The sequence below is a fragment of the Pseudomonas sp. KH_046_2 genome, from assembly GCF_057838985.1.
The window spans coordinates 5,404,930-5,425,164 of the sequence record NZ_CM174480.1; the positions used below are offsets into that span (position 1 = coordinate 5,404,930).

A 20,235-nucleotide genomic window follows, 5' to 3' on the forward strand; every position below is an offset into this window, starting at 1 on the left:
TGCTTTAAAGTCTCCCGGCAGGCGCATAAGGCGCCGGATCGATAATCGGTGCCCGGCCCAACATCACATCGGCAAACAGCTGGCATGACGCCGGCGCCAGCACCAGCCCGTTACGGTAGTGCCCGCAGTTGAGCCAGAGCCCGTCAAACCCCGGCACCGGGCCGATGTAAGGAATGCCCTCGGGTGATCCCGGGCGCAATCCGGCCCAATGCCCCACCACTTCGGCATCGGCCAGCGCCGGGATCAATTCCACCGCGGACGCCTTCAGGCTTTCCAGTGCCGACCCGGTCGGCGTCTTGTCAAAGCCTTCATGCTCCAGTGTACTGCCGATCAGTATGTGCCCGTCGCGCCGGGGAATCGCATAACGGCCCTTGGCCAGGACCATGCTTGGCAGGAAATCCGCCGCACACTTGTAGAGAATCATCTGCCCTTTCACCGGCTCGACCGGCAGCGTCAGATCAAGAAGCTTGAGCAAGTCACCGCTCCAGGCACCCGCCGTCAGGACGACTTGATCGCCCGGGACAGTACCTGTGGAAGTCTGCACGCCGACCACCTTGTTGCCGTCACGAACAAACCCGCTGACTTCGCACTGCTCATGGATCGTCACGTTCGGCAGCGCCAGCAACGCGGCCTTGAGAGATTTCACCAGACGCGGATTGCGCACGTTGGCGACGTCGGCCATGTAGATCGCCCGGGAAAAACCACTGCCCAGCACCGGCACGGCGTCGTGTGCCGCCGAAATATCCACCGCGCTGAGCGGGCGATTTTCCCGGGCGGCCCATGCCAGGGCTTCAGCCTCGTCATCCAGATCCAGCCAGTACAGACCGGTGGTGTGCACTTCAGGATCAACGCCAGTGGCGGCAAACAAGCGCTCGCCCAGCTGTGGATAAAAGTCCTGGGACCAGTGAGCCAACGCGGTGACCGCCGGGCTGTAGCGCCACGGGTAAAGCGGCGAAACGATGCCACCACCGGCCCAGGACGATTCCTGGCCGACGCTCGAGCGATCCAGCAGCACAACGCTTTGCACTTCGGAGGCGAGATTGAACGCCGTCAGCAATCCAATCACCCCACCGCCGACAATCACCACTTGCTGTTGCCTGGTCATGTTCTGATCCCATCGTTAAATAGACAGAGGGTACAAAAGGCACCCGAAAAAGAAACTCAGCGCCCCCAGCAGTCTTTGCTGGTCAGGCCGGATTTCGCGTTGACCATACCGAGCACACCGGTGTTGGTGATGGTCAGATCACCGCACTTGTCAGTGGCCATGCTCGAGTCAGCCTTGCGCACCGCCGTCAGTAGAAAGGTCTGGTCGGTCAGGCTCGGTGTGATGCTGTAGTAATCATTGCCGGCACTGAGGCCCGTCGCATCGGTGTAGGCATTTTTCTGCGAGTAGAAGCGCTCCAGCAGCTGCGCCTGCTCCGAGAGCAGACCGGCTGCTTCTGCGCGACGGCCCTTGTTCAGGTACTCGGTGAGACTCGGAGCAGCAATGGTCATGACAATACCGATGATCGCAATCACGATCATGATTTCGATCAGGGTAAAACCGCGGTTGGAACTACGCATGCCTCAATTCTCACTCACTGTATTTGTCGCCACATGATGCGACGGCTACCGCCGGATTTTTCCATCCCCGCACTACCGTCGCCAGTGGAATCGTTCACGGCCCCGCCATTGTCGCTGGCGTCCTGGGTCGAATGCTCACCGATAAAGATCACGCCATCGGACAGCGTGTCGCTGTTGTCGACCACTCCATCGGCGTTGCTGTCGAGCATCTTAACGCTGATCGCAGCGGGCAGCTTCAGGCAGACGGTCTTCAGCCCCTGATTGCTGTGATAAAAACCGTACCAGTTGCCATTGGCCAGACAGGTCGGCCGGTTCAGCGCTGGCGAATCCGCTGATGTGGCAGCGTGCGCCGACATCGACAGGGCGAGCGCGACGACGACAGCAAACAATTGCGACCATAACCTGGCAGGTCGCTCAGTACTTTGCATAGATGCTCTCCACCACACTGCGCGAATGCCCCGCGATCCCCACTGCCGTTACCCGGTACAACGTCGCCGGGGTATTGATTGGCACATTCACCGCATTTCGGCTGACACCGATGTTTTGCACGCCATAAAAACCCTTGCCCGATGCAATCCAGGTCACGCCGGAAGAGGCGTTGAAACCGGCAGCGGTAATAGTCGAAGACTCGGACGGTGGTGCACATTGAACGATGCCGCTGCAAACAGGTAGCGCATAACTGTCCCGCTGTACCGTACCCTCGCCCACCCGCAATGCCGCCTCGGCACTCTGGAACGACTGGTTGCGCAAGGCGACGCTACCGGCCATTTTTTCCTGCAGGGTGGCGCTCTGCATCGATGAAAGACCAATCAACGTCAGCAAGAGCAAGAACACCAGGCTGACCAACAGTGCCATGCCGCGTTGAGCGTAATACTTCTTGGGAGCACGATTCATTGGCACTCCCTCATGGCAGGCGGTTGCGCAGAGCAGCAACCACATTGAAGGTTTGATCGCTCACCCGGTGGTTCGGATCGAAGAGGGTCAGGCTCAGGCGAACGCTTCGAATCAGCGCGGGATCCGTGGGGTTGCTGCTGTAGTGCGAAGCAGCCAGGTCAGTGGCCGTGCTGGCCAGGCCGAAGCTCACGTCGAAAGCGCTGACGTTGTCCACCAATACCTGGTCTGCTGCGGCACCGCTCTTCATAAGCAGCTGGTTGTTGCTGTAGCTGTAAATCAGCCGCCGGATCGGAAAAGCCAATTGCCCTGCCACTGGCGTCCGACCTTCACTGTAGGCCGTCGACCTGATTCGACAATCAGACAGCACGGTCCAGTCCGGCTTGCCGCCATTGCCGCCGACATCCGCCGTAACCAGCGCCAACTTGCGGCCGCCATTGTCCCAACGGATCGGTGCTAGCTGACTGGCATGGAAATCACCTTTCTGACTTGAATCGGTGATCGTTTCCAGACAACCGAACATCCCGACCATGCGGACTTCCTGAATCATTTTGCTCAACACGAAACGTGCGTCCTCCTGCATGTTCGCGGCCGCATTCTGGCTGAGATAAGTGTTCTTGGCCGCGATGAAAACCTGCACCACGCCCAGCACCACGATCAGGCTCAATGCCAGGGCGATCAGCAATTCGACCAGGCTAAAACCCCTGCTGCAGCGACTCACGGGGTCACCATTGGGTCAATGGCCGCGCGACTGCTCAGGACGAAGCTGCGCCGCGAGTCAGCAGCCTTCGCAGCCCGCGAGTCGTCCCAGTTAATCGTGATGGTGTACACCTTCTGATTGACGGTGACACTGCCCGTCGCGGAGGCACCGAGTGAACTGACAATGTTGGCATTGAAGTCAAACAGGTCCTGATCCCGGGTGACATCCGGATTGCCCGAAGCCGGCGGCGCAATGGTGTAGTCCGCAGCAGCGTTGGCACGAATGCGGTCCATCAGGTCGTAGGCGATAAAACTGGCCTGACTGGTCATGCGCGCGCTGTCCGTGTACTTCAGCGCATTGAGCTGAAACGCCGCCGCCCCCAGCAGGCCCACTCCCAGAATGACTAACGCCACCAGGACTTCGACCAGCGTCATGCCTTCCTGCGTGCGTTTGCTCCATGCCCTCATCCGCAACTTCCACCCAATAGAATTCGTCCGTTCAAACAAACAGTCAGCGTCCTGCTTTGTGCTCCCTGCCCATAGCTGATCACCACCTCTGAGGACGGTGATGACAATCCGCCCATACTGTTGAAATCGATGGCTGTGACGCCAGAGGTTAGCGCCAGAGTTGCGCCGCTGCTCATCGCCGGAACAACCCGTAATACATTGGCCAAAGCGCCAGTACCGTCGTAAACCGTCAGCTCCCCACTCCAGACATCCCCACCGGCCGTCGGGCGCACTCGTGTGGTATTGCCCCGATCGATGGCTTCGAGCCGGGCAAAATTCAGGGTTCGTCGCAGGTCAGCGATTTCAGTATCAGCCCTGGTTGTTTGGGTCGAGCGGGTGAACGCCGGGACAGCCAGAGTCAGCAGAATCAGAAGGATCGCGAGCGCGACCAGCAACTCGATCAGCGTGAAACCTTTTGTAGGATGATCCATCGGGGCCTTCTGTTTCCTTCAGCTATACCTGCTCTTGCGCGGCACAACATTCGAGCGATGCGGTGCGTTTGCGTTGCCATTTCTCGCGCAGGGATTGCGCGAGCCACAGCACGCCACGGAGGGAGATGTCATGCGGCAACAAGGCTTCAGCCTGATCGAACTGCTCATGGGACTGGCAATTACAGGAATTGTTCTGCATTTGGTCAGTCCGGCGTTCGCAACGCTGATCGAGTCGAACCAAAGAGAGCAAGCGACACAGGCCCTTTCCAGTGGTATTCGCACCGCCCGGAGCGAAGCCATCGTCCGCAATCAGGCCGTGGTGATTCACGGCATCAATGGCGACTGGAGCCAAGGCTGGCGGATTATTCTGGATATCAGCGGCAAGGGGGAGATGGACAGCGACAATCCACTGCTGGCCGAACGCCAGAGCGGCGCACGCATGTCGATTGTGGGGAACAGTACGGTCGAAAGCTCAATACGCTTCAGAGGTCAGGGCGAGCCACTGTTTGGAGGGACACTACACATTTGCGCAGTTCGCGAACCGGCGAGCCAACATCAAGTGGTATTGGCACGGACCGGTCGCGTCAGCCTGCGCAACGACAAGGTTGAGCAGGCGTTATGCGAAAAAAATAAAGTCAGAGCAACGAACGAACGCGCAGTTCTTTAGGCATCGAGAACGTGATGTTCTCCTCGCGACCGGCCAGCTCATCGGCACCGGTGGCACCCCAAGCCTGCAACTGCTGGATCACGCCGCGCACCAGGACTTCCGGGGCGGATGCGCCAGCGGTGATGCCGATACGCTCGACACCATCGAACCAGCTCTTTTGCAGGTCTTCGGCACCGTCGATCAGGTAGGCCGGAGTGGACATGCGCTCTGCCAATTCGCGCAAGCGATTGGAGTTGGAGCTGTTCGGACTGCCGACCACCAGCACCACGTCACACTCGTCGGCCAGTTGCTTGACCGCGTCCTGACGGTTTTGCGTGGCGTAGCAAATATCGTCCTTGCGCGGCCCACCAATGGCCGGGAAGCGCGAACGAAGGGCGTCGATAACGCGGCTGGTGTCGTCCATCGACAATGTGGTCTGGGTCACGAAGGCGAGCTTTTCAGGGTTGTTCACCTGCAACGCCGCGACATCCTTCTCGTCTTCGACCAGGTAGATCGCGCCGCCATTGCCGGCATCGTACTGGCCCATGGTGCCTTCGACTTCCGGGTGACCGGCGTGGCCGATGAGAATGCACTCTCGGCCGTCACGGCTGTAGCGTGCCACTTCGATGTGGACTTTGGTCACCAGCGGGCACGTGGCGTCGAACACTTTCAGCCCGCGGCCAGCCGCTTCGCTGCGCACGGCCTGGGAAACACCGTGGGCGCTGAAGATCACGATGACATCGTCCGGCACCTGATCCAGCTCTTCGACGAAGATCGCACCGCGGGAGCGCAGGTCTTCGACGACGAATTTGTTGTGGACCACTTCGTGGCGCACATAGATCGGTGGCCCGAAGACTTCCAGGGCGCGGTTGACGATTTCGATCGCCCGGTCCACACCGGCGCAGAAGCCACGGGGGTTGGCGAGTTTGATTTGCATGCTGTGCCTCGTGTCTTGTCCAGTAGGAGCGAGCTTGCTCGCGAAAAACTAAAGGACACCGCGTCAATCCAGAAGAAACGCGTATTCGTTGACGATCATCGCGAGCAAGCTCGCTCCTACAGAAAGCAGTTACAGCGCTTTGACAGTGATGATTTCCACGTCAAAGGTCAACGTCTTGCCCGCCAGCGGGTGGTTGAAGTCGATGGTCACTTGCGCGTCATCGAACTCTTGGACCACGCCCGGCAATTCAGTATTGGCCGCATCGTTGAAGATCACCAGCAAGCCAGGCGACAGTTCCATGTCCTGGAACTGGGAGCGCGGGATGATCTGCACGTTTTGCGGGTTAGGCTGGCCGAAAGCGTTTTCCGGCTCAATGCTCAGCGTACGCTTGTCACCAGCCTTGAAACCGAACAGCGCCGCTTCGAAACCTGGCAACAGGTTGCCATCACCGACCCTGAAGGTCGCCGGGGCTTTGTCGAAGGTGCTGTCCACCGTGTCGCCGTTCTCCAGGCGCAATGCGAAATGCAAGGTGACTTCCGTGTTCTGGCCGATGCGTTGCTCAGCCAATACCTGTTCAGTCATGAACGGTTTCTCCGGTCTTTTTACTTTTGAACATATCCAGTGCCAGCATGACGGCACCAACAGTGATGGCACTGTCGGCAAAGTTGAACGCGGGGAAATACCAGCGGTTCTGCCAATGCACCAGAATGAAATCGATCACATGGCCCAGGGCAATGCGGTCATACAAATTGCCCAGCGCGCCGCCAAGCACCAGTGCCAGCGCAATCGCCAGCCAGGTCTCGTTGCGCCCCAGACGCTTGAGCCACACCACCAGCACCGCACTGACCACGACCGCGATCAACGCGAACAGCCAGCGCTGCCAGCCGGAGCTGTCAGCCAGGAAGCTGAACGCCGCGCCAGTGTTGTAGGCCAGGGTCCAGCTGAAGTAATCGGGGATGATTACGATCTGCTGGTACATCTGGAGCTTGCCTTCGAAGTAGAACTTGCTGGCCTGGTCGATGACCAGGACCAGCAAACTCAACCAGAGCCAGCTCAGCCGTCCGAAACGGCCAACGGCATTAGGCATAGTGACGGACCTCGCCAGCGCCGCTGATGTTATCCACGCAACGGCCGCAGATTTCCGGGTGCTCCGGGTTCACGCCGACGTCTTCACGGCAGTGCCAGCAACGGGCGCACTTGGCGTGAGCCGACTTGACGATCTTCAGCTTCAGGCCGCTGACTTCGGTGACCACGGCATCGGCCGGTGCCTGCACCAATGGCGCAACACTGGCGGTCGACGTGATCAGTACGAAGCGCAGTTCGTTGCTCAGCTTGGCCAGGTCGGCGCTCAGGGCGTCTTCGGCGAACAGCGTCACTTCGGCTTGCAGGTTGCCACCGACGGCCTTGGCCGCACGCTGGATTTCCATCTCTTTGTTGACCGCAACCTTCACTTCCATGATGCGATCCCAGTAGGCGCGATCCAGCTCGATGCCTTCCGGCAGTTCGCTCAGGCCTTCGTACCAGGTGTTGAGCATGACGGACTCGTTACGCTCGCCCGGCAGGTACTGCCACAGTTCGTCGGCGGTGAACGCCAGGATCGGCGCGATCCAGCGCACCAGCGCCTCGGAGATGTGGAACAGCGCGGTCTGGCACGAACGGCGGGCCTTGCTGTCGGCGCCAGTGGTGTACTGGCGATCCTTGATGATGTCGAGATAGAAGCCACCCAGCTCCTGCACGCAGAAGTTGTGGATCTTCGAGTACACGTTCCAGAAGCGGTATTCACTGTAGTGCTCTTGCAGCTCGCGTTGCAGCAGCAGAGTCCGGTCCACGGCCCAACGGTCCAGTGCCAGCATTTCTTCGGCCGGCAGCAGGTCGGTGGCCGGGTTGAAGCCGGTCAGGTTCGAAAGCAGGAAGCGCGCGGTGTTACGGATACGCCGGTAGGCATCCGCACTGCGTTGCAGGATCTGCTCGGAAACCGCCATTTCACCCGAGTAGTCGGTCGAGGCAACCCACAGACGCATGATGTCGGCGCCCAGGGTGTCGTTGACCTTTTGCGGCGCAATCACGTTGCCCAAAGACTTGGACATCTTGCGGCCGGACTCGTCGACAGTGAAGCCGTGGGTCAGCAGCTCGCGGTACGGTGCGTGATTGTCGATGGCGCAACCGGTCAGCAGCGACGAGTGGAACCAGCCACGGTGTTGGTCCGAGCCTTCCAGGTACAGGTCGGCGCGTGGGCCGGTTTCGTGGCCCATCGGGTGTGAACCGCGCAGGACGTGCCAGTGCGTGGTACCCGAATCGAACCAGACGTCCAGGGTGTCGCTGATCTTGTCGTACTGCGGCGCTTCAGCGCCCAGCAGCTCGGCGGCGTCCAGCTTGAACCAGGCCTCGATGCCTTCGACTTCAACGCGCTTGGCAACTTCTTCCATCAGTTCGACGGTACGCGGGTGCAGTTCGCCGCTTTCCTTGTTCAGGAAGAACGGGATCGGCACGCCCCAGTTGCGCTGACGGGAGATGCACCAGTCCGGACGGTTGGCGATCATCGAGTGCAGGCGCGCCTGGCCCCAGGCCGGAACGAACTGGGTCTCTTCGATGGCCTTGAGCGAGCGCTGGCGCAGGGTGTCGCCGGTGGTCGGCTGCTTGTCCATGCCGATGAACCACTGCGCGGTGGCGCGGTAGATCAGCGGGGTCTTGTGGCGCCAGCAGTGCATGTAGCTGTGTTCGATGATGGTGGTGTGCAGCAGCGCGCCGACTTCGGTCAGCTTGTCGACGATGGCCGGGTTGGCCTTCCAGATGAACTGGCCGCCGAAGAATTCCAGCGAGGTCGCGTAAACGCCGTTGCTTTGTACCGGATTGAGGATGTCATCGTTGACCATGCCGTACTTCTTGCAGGTCACGAAGTCGTCCACGCCATAGGCCGGAGCGGAGTGAACCACACCGGTGCCGGCGCCCAGTTCAACGTAGTCGGCCAGGTAAACCGGCGACAGACGGTCGTAGAACGGGTGACGGAAGTTGATCAGTTCCAGCGCTTTACCGCTGGTGGTCGCAATGACCGAACCTTCCAGCGAGTAGCGCGCCAGGCACGACTCGACCAGCTCTTCGGCCAGTACCAGCAGCTTGTCGCCGACGTCGACCAGGGCGTAGTTGAATTCCGGGTGAACGTTCAGCGCCTGGTTGGCCGGGATGGTCCACGGGGTGGTGGTCCAGATCACGATCGAGGCAGGCTTGGCCAGGCTTGGCAGACCGAAGGCGGCAGCCAGTTGGGCTTCATCGGCAATCGGGAACGCCACGTCGATGGTCGAGGACTTCTTGTTCTCGTACTCAACTTCCGCCTCGGCCAGGGCCGAACCGCAGTCAAAACACCAGTTCACAGGCTTCAGGCCCTTGAACACGAAACCGCCCTTGACGATTTCGGCCAAGGCACGGATTTCACCGGCCTCGTTCTTGAAGTCCATGGTCTTGTACGGATTGGCGAAGTCGCCCAGCACGCCGAGGCGGATGAACTCGGACTTCTGCCCTTCGATCTGCTCGGTGGCGTAGGCCCGGCACAGTTCGCGGGTCTTGTCCGCGCCCAGGTTCTTGCCGTGGGTCACTTCGACTTTGTGCTCGATCGGCAGGCCGTGGCAGTCCCAGCCCGGAACATAAGGCGCGTCGAAGCCCGACAGGGTCTTCGAACGGATGATCATGTCCTTGAGAATCTTGTTCAGTGCATGACCGATGTGAATCGAGCCGTTGGCGTACGGAGGGCCGTCGTGCAATACGAACTTCGGACGAGCCTTGCCAATCTCGCGCAACTTTCCGTACAGGCCAATACTGTCCCAGCGCTGCAGGATCTGCGGTTCGCGCTGTGGCAGGCCGGCCTTCATTGGGAAGGCGGTGTCCGGAAGGTTTAGCGTGGCTTTATAGTCGGTCATTTAAGGCTCTTCATTAGCGATGGGCGCTAGGTGCGGCTAGTGCACGGGCGGCGGCGACATCCGCGTTGATCGCCGTTTTCAACGCCTCCAGAGAGGCGAAACGCTGCTCTTCGCGCAGCTTGTGGTGGAAAACCACCGTTAAACGCCGGTCATACAGATCGCCGGCAAAATCTAAAAGATGTATTTCGAGGTGGGCCTTGCCATCACCTTGTACCGTTGGCCGCACGCCGATATTGGCGACGCCGGGGCAGGTCTTGCCGTCGATGTCGACGTTGACCAGGTAAACCCCGGAAAGCGGAACGCGACGGCGCTTGAGTTGTATGTTGGCTGTGGGCGTACCCAACTGGCGAGCCAGCTTCTGGCCGTGCAGCACCCGCCCGGTAATCTGGAACGGCCGACCTAGCAGTCGCTCGGCCAAGGCAAAATCAGCTGCGGCCAAGGCATTGCGGACCTGAGTGCTGCTGACGCGAATACCGTCCAGCTCAACGGTTTGCGCTGCCTCGACGGTAAAGCCCTGAACGATGCCGGCTTGTTGCAGGAAATCGAAATCCCCTACGCGGTCGCAGCCGAACCGGAAGTCGTCACCGACTTCAAGGTGCTGTACGCCAAGGCCGTCCACCAGGATGGTATCAACGAATTCGCTGGCGCTGAGCTTGCTCAGCCGCTGGTTGAAGGCCAGGCACAGGACGCGGTCGACACCTTCGTCGGCCAGCAGCTGCAGTTTATCCCGCAGCCGGGCCAGACGGGCCGGGGCCGTGTCCGGGGCGAAAAATTCTCGCGGCTGCGGCTCAAAAATCACCACGCAGCTGGGCACGCCCAACTCGAGCGCACGCTCACGCAGCCGCGCCAGGATAGCCTGGTGACCACGGTGAACACCGTCAAAGTTGCCAATAGTGGCGACACAGCCCCGATGCTGGGGGCGCAGATTGTGGAGGCCTCGAACCAGCTGCATAACGCGCTTCTTGCTCATAAAGTGGTCGATTATAACCACACCCGGCGGCCGACGACAGGCAACACCGTAACCCAAAGTGATCGAGCCGACAAAACTGCCGGATCGCCCGTGTTTATCGAGGCCAGAACCTCAGCCCAGCGTCTTGCGATTGAAGTCGCGCAAACGGAAACCCATCAACACTAACATGCCGAAATAAGCCACCACACCCGCCGCCACCAACGCCCCCAGGCGCAGGAAGCGTTCGAGCATATGCCCCTGATCCCAGGCCGGCATGAAGTGCATCGCACCCAACAATACCGCGGACATTACCGCAACAGCGACCAGCAGTTTGAAAGTGAACTTCGCCCAGCCCGGCTGCGGCTGGTACATCTGCTGCTTGCGCAGTTGATAGAACAGCAATCCGGCATTGAGGCAAGCACCGGCACTGATCGCCAAGGCCAGGCCCGCGTGAGCCAGGGGGCCGATCAGCACCAAGTTGAACAGCTGGGTGACCACCAGGGTAAAAATCGCGATTTTTACCGGTGTACGGATGTTTTGTTGCGCATAAAAGCCAGGGGCCAGCACTTTGATCACAATAATTCCGAGTAACCCGACCGAATAAGCGATCAGGGCACGCTGGGTCATCGATGCATCAAACGCATTGAACTGGCCGTACTGGAACAAAGAAACCGTCAGCGGCTCCGCCAGAATCCCCAACGCCAGCGAGCAAGGCAGCACCAATACGAAGCACAGGCGCAGGCCCCAGTCGAGGATGCGCGAATACTCGTGGCGATCCTTGTTGGCGTAGGTCTTGGCCAGGGTCGGCAACAGAATCGTCCCCAGCGCCACGCCCAGCACGCCGGAAGGCAGCTCCATCAATCGGTCGGCGTAGTACATCCAGGACACGGACCCGGCAACCAGGAACGAAGCGAAGATGGTGTTGATGATCAGCGAGATCTGGCTCACCGACACCCCGAGAATCGCCGGCAGCATCTGCTTCATTACCCGCCAGACACCGCTGTCGCGCAGATTCAAGCGCGGCAGCACCAGCATGCCGATCTTTTTCAGGTGCGGCAGCTGATAGAGCAACTGCGCCAGGCCACCCACCAGAACCGCCCAGCCGAGCGCCATTACGGGCGGATCGAAGTACGGTGTCAGGAACAACGCAAAAATAATCATGCTGACGTTGAGCAGCGTCGGCACGAATGCCGGGACCGAAAAACGGTTCCAGGTGTTGAGGATCGCACCCGCCAGCGACGACAGGGAAATCAGCAATATGTAAGGAAAGGTCACCCGCAACAGGTTGGAAGTGAGCTCGAATTTTTCCGGGGTATCGGTGAAACCCGGCGCAGTGACCCAGATGACCCACGGCGCAGCGATCATGCCCAACGCCGTGACCAGCGCCAGCACCAGCGTCAACAGGCCCGAGACGTAGGCAATGAAGGTTCGGGTCGCCTCATCGCCCTTCTGGCTTTTATATTCCGCAAGAATCGGCACGAACGCCTGGGAAAACGCCCCTTCGGCAAAGATCCGGCGCAGCAGATTGGGCAATTTGAAGGCGATAAAGAAGGCGTCGGTCGCCATTCCCGCGCCAAATGCCCGTGCAATGAGGGTGTCACGAACAAACCCCAGAACCCGGGAAAGCATCGTGATAGAGCTGACGGCGGCCAACGATTTGAGCAGATTCATTGAAAGAGTTTGTGCCTGTCGATAAACAGCAGGCGAATAAAGCGCCCACTTATGCGATACTCCGCGCCGCAACAGCACAGAGCCAAAGCTCGCGAGTTTACAGGTCGCACGCTGGAAAGAAATCTCCAAGCTTGCTTCACCTACCACTTAGCGGAACGTCTCAACCGCCCTTGACAAGACCTCAACTCATCGGCATGATTCGCGGCCTATTTTGTTTGCTATTTCCTAAAAAGTCTTTCGAGGAGCTCGACGGTGGCCAACTCACCTTCCGCCAAAAAACGTGCAAAACAGGCTGAGAAGCGTCGCAGCCACAACGCCAGCCTGCGTTCCATGGTTCGTACCTACATCAAGAATGTAGTTAAGGCCATCGACGCAAAAGACGCTGCCAAAGCTCAAGCCGCTTACGTTCTGGCTGTGCCAGTTATCGACCGTATGGCCGATAAAGGCATCATCCACAAGAACAAGGCCGCTCGTCATAAGAGCCGCCTGAATGGCCACGTTAAGGCCCTGAACGTTGCCGCTGCTGCCTAAGCGACTCGTTCATTAAAAAACCGACCTCAGGGTCGGTTTTTTATTGCCTGCGATTTGATGGGCACACAAAAAACCGTGGGAGCGAGCCTGCTCGCGAAGGGGGCCATCACATTCAACATCATCGTTGACTGACAGCCCGCAATCGTCGGAGCGCCGCCCGGAGCAAGCTCGCCCCCACAGTTCGATTTACGTCAGATTACTGAGCGTGCGCCCACGGCAAAATCGGAATCGCCGTCACTGCATTCTGCGGACTGCCTTCGATCAAGCGATCGCTATACACCAGATACACCAGCGTATTGCGCTTCTTGTCGAGGAAACGCACCACCTGCATGGTCTTGAACACCAGGGACGTACGCTCCTTGAACACCTCGTCGCCATCCTTGAGCTCACCCTTGAAGCTGATCGGCCCGACCTGCCGGCAAGCGATAGACGCTTCGGCACGATCCTCGGCCAAACCAAGACCACCTTTCACTCCACCGGTCTTGGCGCGCGACAGATAGCAGGTCACACCATCGACCTTGGGATCATCAAAGGCCTCGACCACGATCCGGTCATTCGGCCCGACGAACTTGAACACCGTCGACACCTGACCGATCTCTTCGGCCGAAGCCAGCAGCGGTATCGCCAACAGCAACCCCAACAATCCTTTTGCCACGCGCATTCAGGTATTCCTTCAGACCAGGATCAGGTTATCGCGGTGAACCAGTTCCGGTTCCGCCATGTAACCCAACAGACCGACAATCGCCTCGGACGACTGACCGATGATTTTTTGCGCTTCCAGCGCACTGTAGTTGGCCAGGCCACGGGCAATCTCGCGACCGTCCGGCGCCACGCAGACCACCATCTCACCGCGACGGAAGCTGCCCTGCACCAATTTGACCCCAACCGGCAGCAAGCTCTTGTTGCCTTGGGACAACGCGATCACCGCACCCGCATCCAGCACCAGGGTGCCACGGGTTTGCAGATGACCGGCCAGCCACTGCTTACGCGCCGCCAGCATGCCGCGCTCAGGCGAGAGCAGCGTGCCGATGCGCTCGCCCGCCTTGAGGCGATCCAGCACGCGCTCAATGCGCCCGCCAACGATGATGGTATGGGCACCGGAGCGGGCCGCCAGACGCGCAGCACGCAGCTTGGTCTGCATGCCACCACGCCCAAGCGCTCCGCCCGTACCGCCCGCCACCGCGTCGAGCGCCGGATCATCGGCACGCGCCTCGTAAATCAGCTGGGCATCCGGATTGTTGCGCGGATCGGCGTCGAACATGCCGTCGCGATCCGTCAGGATCACCAGCAAATCCGCCTCGACCAGGTTGGCCACCAGCGCCGCCAGAGTGTCGTTGTCACCAAAACGGATTTCGTCGGTGACCACAGTGTCATTCTCGTTGATCACCGGAATGACCTTCAGCTCGACCAGCGCACGCAAGGTGCTACGGGCGTTCAGGTAGCGCTTGCGATCGGACAAGTCGTCGTGAGTCAGGAGAATCTGCGCGGTATGCCGGCCATGCTCGGCAAAGCTCGACTCCCAGGCCTGCACCAACCCCATCTGGCCGATTGCGGCGGCAGCTTGAAGTTCGTGCATCGCACTGGGTCGCGAGGTCCAGCCCAAACGGCTCATACCGGCCGCCACCGCCCCGGAGGACACCAGCACCAGCTCGACACCCGCCTCATGCAAGGCCACCATCTGCTCAACCCAGACACCCATTGCCGCGCGATCCAGGCCTTTGCCGTCCGCCGTCAGCAAAGCGCTGCCGATCTTCACGACCCAACGCTGCGCACCTGTCACCTTGCTCCGCATCATCTTCAACCTTAGCTTGAGGACAGCGCGACCTAGCACTGCCCGTGACGTTATTCGTGGTTATTCGTGACCAACAATCGATTTCCAGATACCAAAACGCCGCTCGATTGAGCGGCGCTTAAGTTTATCGCAACGAATCAGTCACGCACGTAAATGATTTCCGGACCGTCTTCGTCATCCACATCTTCTTCGTCCCAATCATCGTCGCCGATGTCATGGACCGACTTCACGCCGCTACGACGCAGGGCACGCTTGTCATCCAGCGCCTGCAGTTGCGCGCGGGCTTCGTCTTCGATGCGCTGATCGAGATCGGCCAGCTCTTCCTTGTAGGCCGGGTCATTGGCCAGACGATCAGCACGGTCTTCCATGTAACGCATGATGTCGTGACACAGACGCTCGGTACCGAGCTTGGAAATGGCCGAGATCACGTAGACCGGACCCGTCCATTCCAGGCGATCAACGATTTCCTTGACGCGAGCATCATGCTCTTCATCAAGGATCTGGTCGCACTTGTTCAGTACCAGCCAGCGATCACGCTCCGCCAGGGACGGGCTGAACTTGATCAGCTCGTTGACGATCACTTCAGCTGCATCCGGTGCGCTGGCGTCATCCAGCGGCGCCATGTCCACGAGGTGCAGCAGCAGACGTGTACGCGCCAAGTGCTTGAGGAAGCGAATGCCCAGGCCAGCACCTTCGGAAGCGCCCTCGATCAAACCCGGAATATCGGCAATGACGAAGCTCTTCCAGCGATCGACGCTGACCACACCCAGGTTCGGCACCAGCGTGGTGAACGGGTAGTCGGCAACTTTCGGCTTGGCAGCCGAAACCGAACGGATAAAGGTACTTTTACCGGCGTTCGGCAAGCCCAGCAGACCTACGTCCGCCAGTACTTTCATTTCCAGCTTCAGGTCGCGCTGCTCACCCGGCTTGCCCGGAGTGGTCTGGCGCGGCGCACGGTTGGTACTGGATTTGAAACGGGTGTTGCCCAGACCGTGCCAGCCACCCTGCACTACCATCAATTTCTGACCAGCCTTGGTCAGGTCACCGATGACTTCCTGAGTCGCGGAATCGATCACCGTGGTGCCGACCGGAACGCGCAGGATCAGGTCTTCACCCTTCTTGCCGGTGCAGTCGGTGCTGCCGCCGTTGGAGCCACGCTCGGCATCGAAGTGCCGGGTGTAACGGTAGTCCACCAGGGTGTTGAGGTTTTCGTCGGCCATCATGTAGATGGATCCGCCGTCACCGCCATCACCGCCGTTCGGGCCACCGTTCTCGATAAATTTTTCCCGACGGAAACTCATGGCACCGTTGCCGCCGTCACCAGCCTTTACGCGAATCGATACTTCATCAACAAACTTCATAACAAACGCCTCTCGCCATACGGACGAGCCGAAAAACAATCAAGACATAAGACTCTTGCAAAAATGAGCGCAGCGACCCCAAACCACGACACCTACATCGTACGCCGACAGCCCATACAAACAGCTTTGCAAGAGACTCACCCCACAAACGAAAAAGCCCCGTCGCGAGACAGGGCTTTTCCAGCGATCGCGCAATTAAGCTGCGACTACGCTCACGTAACGACGACCGAAGGCGCCTTTTACTTCGAACTTGATCACGCCTTCGACTTTAGCGAAGAGGGTGTGATCTTTACCCATGCCAACGCCGTAGCCAGCGTGGAATTGGGTGCCGCGCTGACGCACGATGATGTTGCCTGCTTTGATAGCCTGGCCGCCATACATCTTCACGCCAAGGCGTTTGGCTTCTGAGTCGCGACCGTTACGGGTACTACCACCAGCTTTTTTGTGTGCCATGAGTTCAATTCTCCTAGTGAGGAATTAGGCTGTAATTAAGCCTGAATACCGGTGATTTTGATCTCGGTGTACCACTGGCGGTGGCCCATACGCTTCATGTGGTGCTTACGGCGACGGAACTTGATGATGCGGACTTTATCGTGACGACCTTGGGAGATCACTTCAGCCACAACGGTAGCGCCAGCAACAACTGGAGCGCCGATATTCACGTCGTCACCGTTGGCAACCAACAGAACGCGATCAAAGGTAACGGATTCGCCGGTAGCGATTTCCAGTTTTTCGATCTTCAGGTATTCACCTGGGGCGACTTTGTACTGCTTGCCGCCAGTAACGATTACTGCATAAGACATGGTATTTCTCCGATAATCCTGCTCACCCAGCTCTTTATAAGAAGAGGTATTGGCTGGCATGGCTGCATGGGGCTGGAGGCCCGCTTGCAATTGCGTAAGGCAGGTGCTGCCCAGGAAGTTCAGGGTGCGCGATTGTACGCAAGGCACGAGCGCCTTGCAAGGGGCCGTCCATCGCGCCTTGACACCTGCAAGCGTGGGTCCTAGCATGCCGCGCAACCCTTCTGGAGCGACTGTCGCTGATGCAACCCCAAGCTTTCTACCGCGCGGTGGCGGACGATTTTAGCGCCGTCGACGGCATCATCAAGAAGCAGCTGACTTCTCGAGTGCCGCTGGTATCGAAAATCGGCGATTACATTACCTCGGCCGGCGGTAAACGCCTGCGTCCTTTATTAGTGTTGCTGTGTGGCAAGGCCCTGGGGCGCGAAGGCGACGAACTGCGTCTGCTGGCCGCGACCATCGAGTTCCTGCACACCGCTACCCTGCTGCATGACGACGTGGTCGACATGTCTGGCATGCGCCGTGGCCGCTCGACCGCCAACGCCATGTGGGGCAACGCGCCAAGCGTGCTGGTCGGCGACTTCCTGTATTCGCGCTCGTTCGAAATGATGGTCGAGCTGGGCTCGATGCCGGTGATGAAGATCCTTTCGCAAGCCACGCGCATCATCGCCGAAGGCGAAGTGCTGCAGCTGTCGAAGGTTCGTGACGCCAGCACCACCGAAGAAACCTACATGGAAGTCATTCGCGGCAAGACCGCGATGCTCTTCGAAGCCTCGACCCACAGCGCCGCCGCCCTGTGCCAGGCCTCGCCGGAACAGGCCGAAGCCCTGCGTACATTCGGTGATCACCTGGGCGTGGCCTTCCAGCTGGTCGACGACCTGCTCGACTACAAAGGCGACGCCGAAACCCTGGGCAAGAACGTCGGTGACGACCTGGCCGAAGGCAAGCCGACCCTGCCGCTGATCTACACCATGCGCGAAGGTACGCCGGAACAGGCCGCCCTGGTGCGCAAGGCGATCCAGAAAGGCGGAATCGAAGACCTGGAAAGCATCCGCGAAGCCGTGGAAGCCTCGGGTTCGCTGGAGTACACCGCGCAACTGGCCCGTGACTATGTGGCCCGCGCGATCAAGTGCCTCGAAGCGCTGCCCGCCAGCGAGTATCGCGATGCACTGGTTGAACTGAGCGAATTCGCGGTAGCCCGCACGCACTAAAAGTCCCCCTTGTGGGAGCGAACCTGTGGCGAGGGGGCTTGCCCCCGTTCGGCTGCGAAGCAGTCGTAAACCCTTTGCATGTGGTTTAACTTTGAAATATGGGGCCGCTTCGCGACCCAACGGGGGCAAGCCCCCTCGCCACAGGTCGCTCCCACAGGTTTTCCTGCGCTGCGCCCTCTCCCGCCTAAAACCCTATATAATGTGCGCTTTTTAGCGATCCTGAATCCAAGGAGCCTTAGTGAGCACGTTGCCACCCTGCCCAAAATGCAATTCCGAATACACCTATGAAGACGGCGCGCAGTTGATCTGCCCGGAGTGCGCCCACGAATGGTCCGCCAGCGGTGAAGCCGAAGCGGTGTCCGATGACGCAGTGAAAAAGGATTCGGTCGGCAACGTCCTGCAGGACGGCGACACCATCACCGTGATCAAGGACCTCAAGGTCAAGGGCACGTCTTTGGTGGTCAAGGTCGGCACCAAGGTCAAGAACATCCGCTTGTGCGATGGCGATCACGACATCGATTGCAAGATCGACGGCATCGGCCCGATGAAACTCAAGTCCGAGTTCGTCAGAAAAGTCTGAGCCTGCTGTTTTCCATCCCGCGCCCGGCGTGGGATGGCGCCTTCCCTCCCCCCGCTTCGCCCAGTAAATCCTCGCAATAGCCAAACGCCAGTCGATTTGACCTGACGCAATCTTTACCCGGAAAAAAGCGCAAACCGCCAATAGGCCCTTGCTATTTAATGAATAAGAATTATTCTCATCAAACCTTCAGTGGAGATGAGAACCATGACTTATTTGATCGATGCCTGGCTGGACCGCCCACACCCTTATCTCAGGATCCTGCATAGGGAAACCGGGGAAGTCTGTGCCGTGCTGGAAGAGGAAGCCTTGAGCGAACTGCAGGACCAGGGTGACCTTGACCTCAATGGCCTGAGTTCCAGCGAGCCGGTGGTGCTCAAGGAACTGGTGCGTAATCTTTTTCTGTTCTGCTATGCCCGGGCGTTGCGCCCGTCGCACGATCTGAATCACAAGATCGAGATATGAGAAACGCTACAAAACCTTGTAGGAGCGAGCCTGCTCGCGAAAAACTCCAAGACACCGCGTTCATTCAGAATGGCCGCGTAATCGTTGACGCCCATCGCGAGCAGGCTCGCTCCTACAGGTACAGGTAATCAGCAGGTCTTACAGAACGTCGAGCAACTCGACGTCGAACACCAGTACGCTGTGTGGCGGGATGCTGCCAACGCCTTGAGCGCCGTAAGCCAGTTCGCTCGGCACGTACAGGCGCCATTTGCTGCCGGCGTTCATCAGTTGCAGGGCTTCGGTCCAGCCGGCGATCACGCCGCCAACCGGGAATTCTGCAGGCTCGCCGCGCTCGTAGGAGCTGTCGAACACAGTGCCGTCGATCAGGGTGCCGTGGTAGTGGGTACGCACGGAATCTTCGCGGGATGGCTTGGCGCCTTCACCAGCGGTCAGCACTTCGAACTGCAGGCCGGAAGCCAGAGTGGTGATGCCGTCACGCTTGGCGTTTTCAGCCAGGAAGGCCAGGCCTTCGCCAGCAGCCGCTTCAGCTTTGGCTGCAGCTTCGGCCTGCATGATTTCACGGATGACTTTGAAGCTGGCGGACATTTCTTCCTGACCCACACGGCTTGGCTTGCCGGCGAATGCGTCGGTCAGACCGGCCAGGATCGCGTCCAGGCTTACGCCCGGTGGCGGGTTGTCGCGCAGTTGGTCGCCCAACTGACGGCCAATGCCGTAGCTGACGCGGGTTTCGTCGGTGGACAGATTTACTTCGGACATGACACTGCTCCGCTGTGCGGACGGCTCGGGAACTTGCCATGCGTGCACAGCGCGTCCCGGAGCGCCCGGAACCAAAAGGGCCAGCAGACTAGCACAGATGTCATGCCATTGATGAGAGGCCTCAGGCGATCGGCACCTTCAGGTTTTCCTCCACATCGGCAACCAGACCGCACATTTCATCATGTACGACCGTGTGCACGAGGTTGAAGTGCAACTTGGGAAAGGAACGCAGCACATCACGGGCATGCTCCACCGAACGCAGGCTCATCATGTGCCCATGCGTATCGCTCAAGGGATACGCCGTGCCATGCATCCGCGCCTCCAGCAGGTAGATGCCTCCCTCCATCGAGATCAGGTTCAGCTCATCGACCTTCCCGGCGACGGCATACGCATTCAACTCTTGCAGGTTCATGAGCGCACCTCACGCAGTAGCGAGCCTCTTTACAGGGATAGGCTTCGGCGCATCAAAGCACAAGCCACAAACGACGCCGCCCGTCTGTTTTGCCCCCCTCTGTGGGAGCGGGCAAACCACGCTCC

25 protein-coding genes are annotated in these 20,235 nt (G+C 59.4%); 5 read left to right on the forward strand and 20 right to left on the reverse strand.

The genetic code is table 11. The features are described 5' to 3' along the window. Positions 1-4 precede the first annotated feature (4 nt). Genes thiO through AC3IX1_RS24600 form a run of 7 tightly spaced genes read right to left on the reverse strand, consistent with a single transcriptional unit; the run spans position 5 to position 4,091 of the window. Complete coding sequence (gene thiO / locus AC3IX1_RS24570) at positions 5-1,105, reverse strand: glycine oxidase ThiO (RefSeq protein WP_489386135.1); 1,101 nt, start codon at positions 1,103-1,105, stop codon at positions 5-7. A gap of 56 nt (positions 1,106-1,161) precedes the next feature. After that, positions 1,162-1,563 (reverse strand): type IV pilin protein, encoded by a 402-nt coding sequence (locus AC3IX1_RS24575; protein WP_489386136.1) that lies wholly within the window; start codon positions 1,561-1,563, stop codon positions 1,162-1,164. Positions 1,564-1,577: 14 nt separating this feature from the next. Next, positions 1,578-1,991: a hypothetical protein gene (locus AC3IX1_RS24580; protein ID WP_489386137.1), complete on the reverse strand. Its 414-nt coding sequence runs from the start codon at positions 1,989-1,991 to the stop codon at positions 1,578-1,580. Next, positions 1,978-2,457: a pilus assembly PilX family protein gene (locus AC3IX1_RS24585; protein WP_489386138.1), complete on the reverse strand. Its 480-nt coding sequence runs from the start codon at positions 2,455-2,457 to the stop codon at positions 1,978-1,980. The genes AC3IX1_RS24580 and AC3IX1_RS24585 overlap by 14 nt, the downstream gene beginning before the upstream one ends. Positions 2,458-2,467: 10 nt before the next feature. Continuing rightward, positions 2,468-3,175 (reverse strand): PilW family protein, encoded by a 708-nt coding sequence (locus tag AC3IX1_RS24590; protein ID WP_489386139.1) that lies wholly within the window; start codon positions 3,173-3,175, stop codon positions 2,468-2,470. Beyond that, on the reverse strand, positions 3,172-3,621 hold the full coding sequence (gene pilV, locus AC3IX1_RS24595) for a type IV pilus modification protein PilV (protein WP_489386140.1): 450 nt from the start codon (positions 3,619-3,621) through the stop codon (positions 3,172-3,174). The genes AC3IX1_RS24590 and pilV overlap by 4 nt, the downstream gene beginning before the upstream one ends. Then, the gene (locus AC3IX1_RS24600; protein WP_489386141.1) at positions 3,618-4,091 is read right to left on the reverse strand and encodes a GspH/FimT family pseudopilin; all 474 of its coding nucleotides are present in this window, start codon (positions 4,089-4,091) and stop codon (positions 3,618-3,620) included. Before AC3IX1_RS24600 ends, pilV begins: the two co-directional genes overlap by 4 nt. 130 nt (positions 4,092-4,221) lie before the next feature. Between AC3IX1_RS24600 and AC3IX1_RS24605 the strand changes: the two genes are divergently transcribed. Next, positions 4,222-4,758 (forward strand): GspH/FimT family pseudopilin, encoded by a 537-nt coding sequence (locus AC3IX1_RS24605; RefSeq protein ID WP_489386142.1) that lies wholly within the window; start codon positions 4,222-4,224, stop codon positions 4,756-4,758. Here AC3IX1_RS24605 and ispH read toward each other — a convergent pair. From ispH to murJ, 6 genes are all read right to left on the reverse strand, one after another. Next, a complete protein-coding gene (gene ispH / locus AC3IX1_RS24610) occupies positions 4,727-5,674 on the reverse strand; it encodes a 4-hydroxy-3-methylbut-2-enyl diphosphate reductase (protein WP_008052070.1) in 948 nt (315 codons plus the stop codon). The two genes, AC3IX1_RS24605 and ispH, sit on opposite strands and share 32 nt — an antisense overlap. A gap of 129 nt (positions 5,675-5,803) precedes the next feature. After that, positions 5,804-6,241, reverse strand: a complete 438-nt coding sequence (fkpB, locus tag AC3IX1_RS24615; RefSeq protein WP_489388786.1) for an FKBP-type peptidyl-prolyl cis-trans isomerase — start codon at positions 6,239-6,241, stop codon at positions 5,804-5,806. A gap of 7 nt (positions 6,242-6,248) precedes the next feature. After that, positions 6,249-6,761, reverse strand: a complete 513-nt coding sequence (gene lspA, locus AC3IX1_RS24620) for a signal peptidase II (protein ID WP_008052069.1) — start codon at positions 6,759-6,761, stop codon at positions 6,249-6,251. Continuing rightward, a complete protein-coding gene (gene ileS / locus AC3IX1_RS24625) occupies positions 6,754-9,585 on the reverse strand; it encodes an isoleucine--tRNA ligase (RefSeq protein ID WP_489386143.1) in 2,832 nt (943 codons plus the stop codon). The genes lspA and ileS overlap by 8 nt, the downstream gene beginning before the upstream one ends. 13 nt (positions 9,586-9,598) lie before the next feature. Further along, entirely contained in the window at positions 9,599-10,537 is a 939-nt protein-coding gene (ribF, locus tag AC3IX1_RS24630; RefSeq protein WP_489386144.1) for a bifunctional riboflavin kinase/FAD synthetase, read from the reverse strand. A gap of 129 nt (positions 10,538-10,666) precedes the next feature. Further along, positions 10,667-12,205, reverse strand: coding sequence for a murein biosynthesis integral membrane protein MurJ (gene murJ / locus AC3IX1_RS24635; protein WP_489386145.1), 1,539 nt, complete (start codon positions 12,203-12,205; stop codon positions 10,667-10,669). Between the two features lie 252 nt (positions 12,206-12,457). On the opposite strand from murJ, the gene rpsT reads away from it, so the two are divergent. Beyond that, positions 12,458-12,736 carry a 30S ribosomal protein S20 gene (gene rpsT, locus AC3IX1_RS24640; protein ID WP_007970922.1) on the forward strand — a complete coding sequence of 93 codons (279 nt, stop codon included), beginning with the start codon at positions 12,458-12,460 and terminating at the stop codon, positions 12,734-12,736. Positions 12,737-12,932: 196 nt separating this feature from the next. Here the strand turns inward: rpsT and AC3IX1_RS24645 are convergent, their stop codons facing one another. The 5 genes from AC3IX1_RS24645 to rplU form a co-directional block, all read right to left on the reverse strand. Then, positions 12,933-13,397, reverse strand: coding sequence for a CreA family protein (locus tag AC3IX1_RS24645; protein WP_489386146.1), 465 nt, complete (start codon positions 13,395-13,397; stop codon positions 12,933-12,935). 12 nt (positions 13,398-13,409) lie between these two features. Continuing rightward, the gene (proB, locus tag AC3IX1_RS24650; protein ID WP_150727089.1) at positions 13,410-14,528 is read right to left on the reverse strand and encodes a glutamate 5-kinase; all 1,119 of its coding nucleotides are present in this window, start codon (positions 14,526-14,528) and stop codon (positions 13,410-13,412) included. Positions 14,529-14,665: 137 nt separating this feature from the next. Next, on the reverse strand, positions 14,666-15,889 hold the full coding sequence (gene cgtA, locus AC3IX1_RS24655; RefSeq protein ID WP_008052064.1) for an Obg family GTPase CgtA: 1,224 nt from the start codon (positions 15,887-15,889) through the stop codon (positions 14,666-14,668). Positions 15,890-16,084: 195 nt separating this feature from the next. Continuing rightward, positions 16,085-16,342, reverse strand: coding sequence for a 50S ribosomal protein L27 (rpmA, locus tag AC3IX1_RS24660; RefSeq protein ID WP_003281574.1), 258 nt, complete (start codon positions 16,340-16,342; stop codon positions 16,085-16,087). A 35-nt stretch (positions 16,343-16,377) separates the two neighbouring features. Continuing rightward, entirely contained in the window at positions 16,378-16,692 is a 315-nt protein-coding gene (gene rplU, locus AC3IX1_RS24665) for a 50S ribosomal protein L21 (RefSeq protein WP_003176051.1), read from the reverse strand. A gap of 239 nt (positions 16,693-16,931) precedes the next feature. Between rplU and AC3IX1_RS24670 the strand changes: the two genes are divergently transcribed. The 3 genes from AC3IX1_RS24670 to AC3IX1_RS24680 all read left to right on the forward strand — a co-directional run bounded on the left by AC3IX1_RS24670 (position 16,932) and on the right by AC3IX1_RS24680 (position 18,942). Then, positions 16,932-17,900 (forward strand): polyprenyl synthetase family protein, encoded by a 969-nt coding sequence (locus tag AC3IX1_RS24670; protein ID WP_008052062.1) that lies wholly within the window; start codon positions 16,932-16,934, stop codon positions 17,898-17,900. A gap of 238 nt (positions 17,901-18,138) precedes the next feature. Next, positions 18,139-18,480 carry a zinc ribbon domain-containing protein YjdM gene (locus tag AC3IX1_RS24675; protein WP_020798653.1) on the forward strand — a complete coding sequence of 114 codons (342 nt, stop codon included), beginning with the start codon at positions 18,139-18,141 and terminating at the stop codon, positions 18,478-18,480. Between the two features lie 204 nt (positions 18,481-18,684). Further along, a complete protein-coding gene (locus tag AC3IX1_RS24680) occupies positions 18,685-18,942 on the forward strand; it encodes a PA4570 family protein (RefSeq protein ID WP_489271268.1) in 258 nt (85 codons plus the stop codon). Positions 18,943-19,080: 138 nt separating this feature from the next. Here AC3IX1_RS24680 and bamJ read toward each other — a convergent pair whose 3' ends face one another. Both bamJ and AC3IX1_RS24690 read right to left on the reverse strand, forming a co-directional pair. After that, positions 19,081-19,698, reverse strand: a complete 618-nt coding sequence (bamJ, locus tag AC3IX1_RS24685) for a BamJ family beta-barrel-assembly machinery protein (RefSeq protein WP_008052058.1) — start codon at positions 19,696-19,698, stop codon at positions 19,081-19,083. 121 nt (positions 19,699-19,819) lie between these two features. Continuing rightward, positions 19,820-20,110, reverse strand: a complete 291-nt coding sequence (locus tag AC3IX1_RS24690) for a DUF6482 family protein (protein WP_046041769.1) — start codon at positions 20,108-20,110, stop codon at positions 19,820-19,822. Positions 20,111-20,235: the final 125 nt, after the last annotated feature.

Coding starts and splice junctions, on each gene's coding strand:
- thiO (WP_489386135.1), bottom strand. CDS start 1,105: ATGACCAGGCAACAGCAAGTGGTGATTGTCGGCGGTGGGGTGATTGGA.
- AC3IX1_RS24575 (WP_489386136.1), bottom strand. CDS start 1,563: ATGCGTAGTTCCAACCGCGGTTTTACCCTGATCGAAATCATGATCGTG.
- AC3IX1_RS24580 (WP_489386137.1), bottom strand. CDS start 1,991: ATGCAAAGTACTGAGCGACCTGCCAGGTTATGGTCGCAATTGTTTGCT.
- AC3IX1_RS24585 (WP_489386138.1), bottom strand. CDS start 2,457: ATGAATCGTGCTCCCAAGAAGTATTACGCTCAACGCGGCATGGCACTG.
- pilV (WP_489386140.1), bottom strand. CDS start 3,621: ATGAGGGCATGGAGCAAACGCACGCAGGAAGGCATGACGCTGGTCGAA.
- AC3IX1_RS24600 (WP_489386141.1), bottom strand. CDS start 4,091: ATGGATCATCCTACAAAAGGTTTCACGCTGATCGAGTTGCTGGTCGCG.
- AC3IX1_RS24605 (WP_489386142.1), top strand. CDS start 4,222: ATGCGGCAACAAGGCTTCAGCCTGATCGAACTGCTCATGGGACTGGCA.
- ispH (WP_008052070.1), bottom strand. CDS start 5,674: ATGCAAATCAAACTCGCCAACCCCCGTGGCTTCTGCGCCGGTGTGGAC.
- lspA (WP_008052069.1), bottom strand. CDS start 6,761: ATGCCTAATGCCGTTGGCCGTTTCGGACGGCTGAGCTGGCTCTGGTTG.
- ileS (WP_489386143.1), bottom strand. CDS start 9,585: ATGACCGACTATAAAGCCACGCTAAACCTTCCGGACACCGCCTTCCCA.
- ribF (WP_489386144.1), bottom strand. CDS start 10,537: ATGCAGCTGGTTCGAGGCCTCCACAATCTGCGCCCCCAGCATCGGGGC.
- murJ (WP_489386145.1), bottom strand. CDS start 12,205: ATGAATCTGCTCAAATCGTTGGCCGCCGTCAGCTCTATCACGATGCTT.
- AC3IX1_RS24645 (WP_489386146.1), bottom strand. CDS start 13,397: ATGCGCGTGGCAAAAGGATTGTTGGGGTTGCTGTTGGCGATACCGCTG.
- proB (WP_150727089.1), bottom strand. CDS start 14,528: ATGCGGAGCAAGGTGACAGGTGCGCAGCGTTGGGTCGTGAAGATCGGC.
- cgtA (WP_008052064.1), bottom strand. CDS start 15,889: ATGAAGTTTGTTGATGAAGTATCGATTCGCGTAAAGGCTGGTGACGGC.
- rpmA (WP_003281574.1), bottom strand. CDS start 16,342: ATGGCACACAAAAAAGCTGGTGGTAGTACCCGTAACGGTCGCGACTCA.
- rplU (WP_003176051.1), bottom strand. CDS start 16,692: ATGTCTTATGCAGTAATCGTTACTGGCGGCAAGCAGTACAAAGTCGCC.
- AC3IX1_RS24670 (WP_008052062.1), top strand. CDS start 16,932: ATGCAACCCCAAGCTTTCTACCGCGCGGTGGCGGACGATTTTAGCGCC.
- AC3IX1_RS24680 (WP_489271268.1), top strand. CDS start 18,685: ATGACTTATTTGATCGATGCCTGGCTGGACCGCCCACACCCTTATCTC.
- bamJ (WP_008052058.1), bottom strand. CDS start 19,698: ATGTCCGAAGTAAATCTGTCCACCGACGAAACCCGCGTCAGCTACGGC.
- AC3IX1_RS24690 (WP_046041769.1), bottom strand. CDS start 20,110: ATGAACCTGCAAGAGTTGAATGCGTATGCCGTCGCCGGGAAGGTCGAT.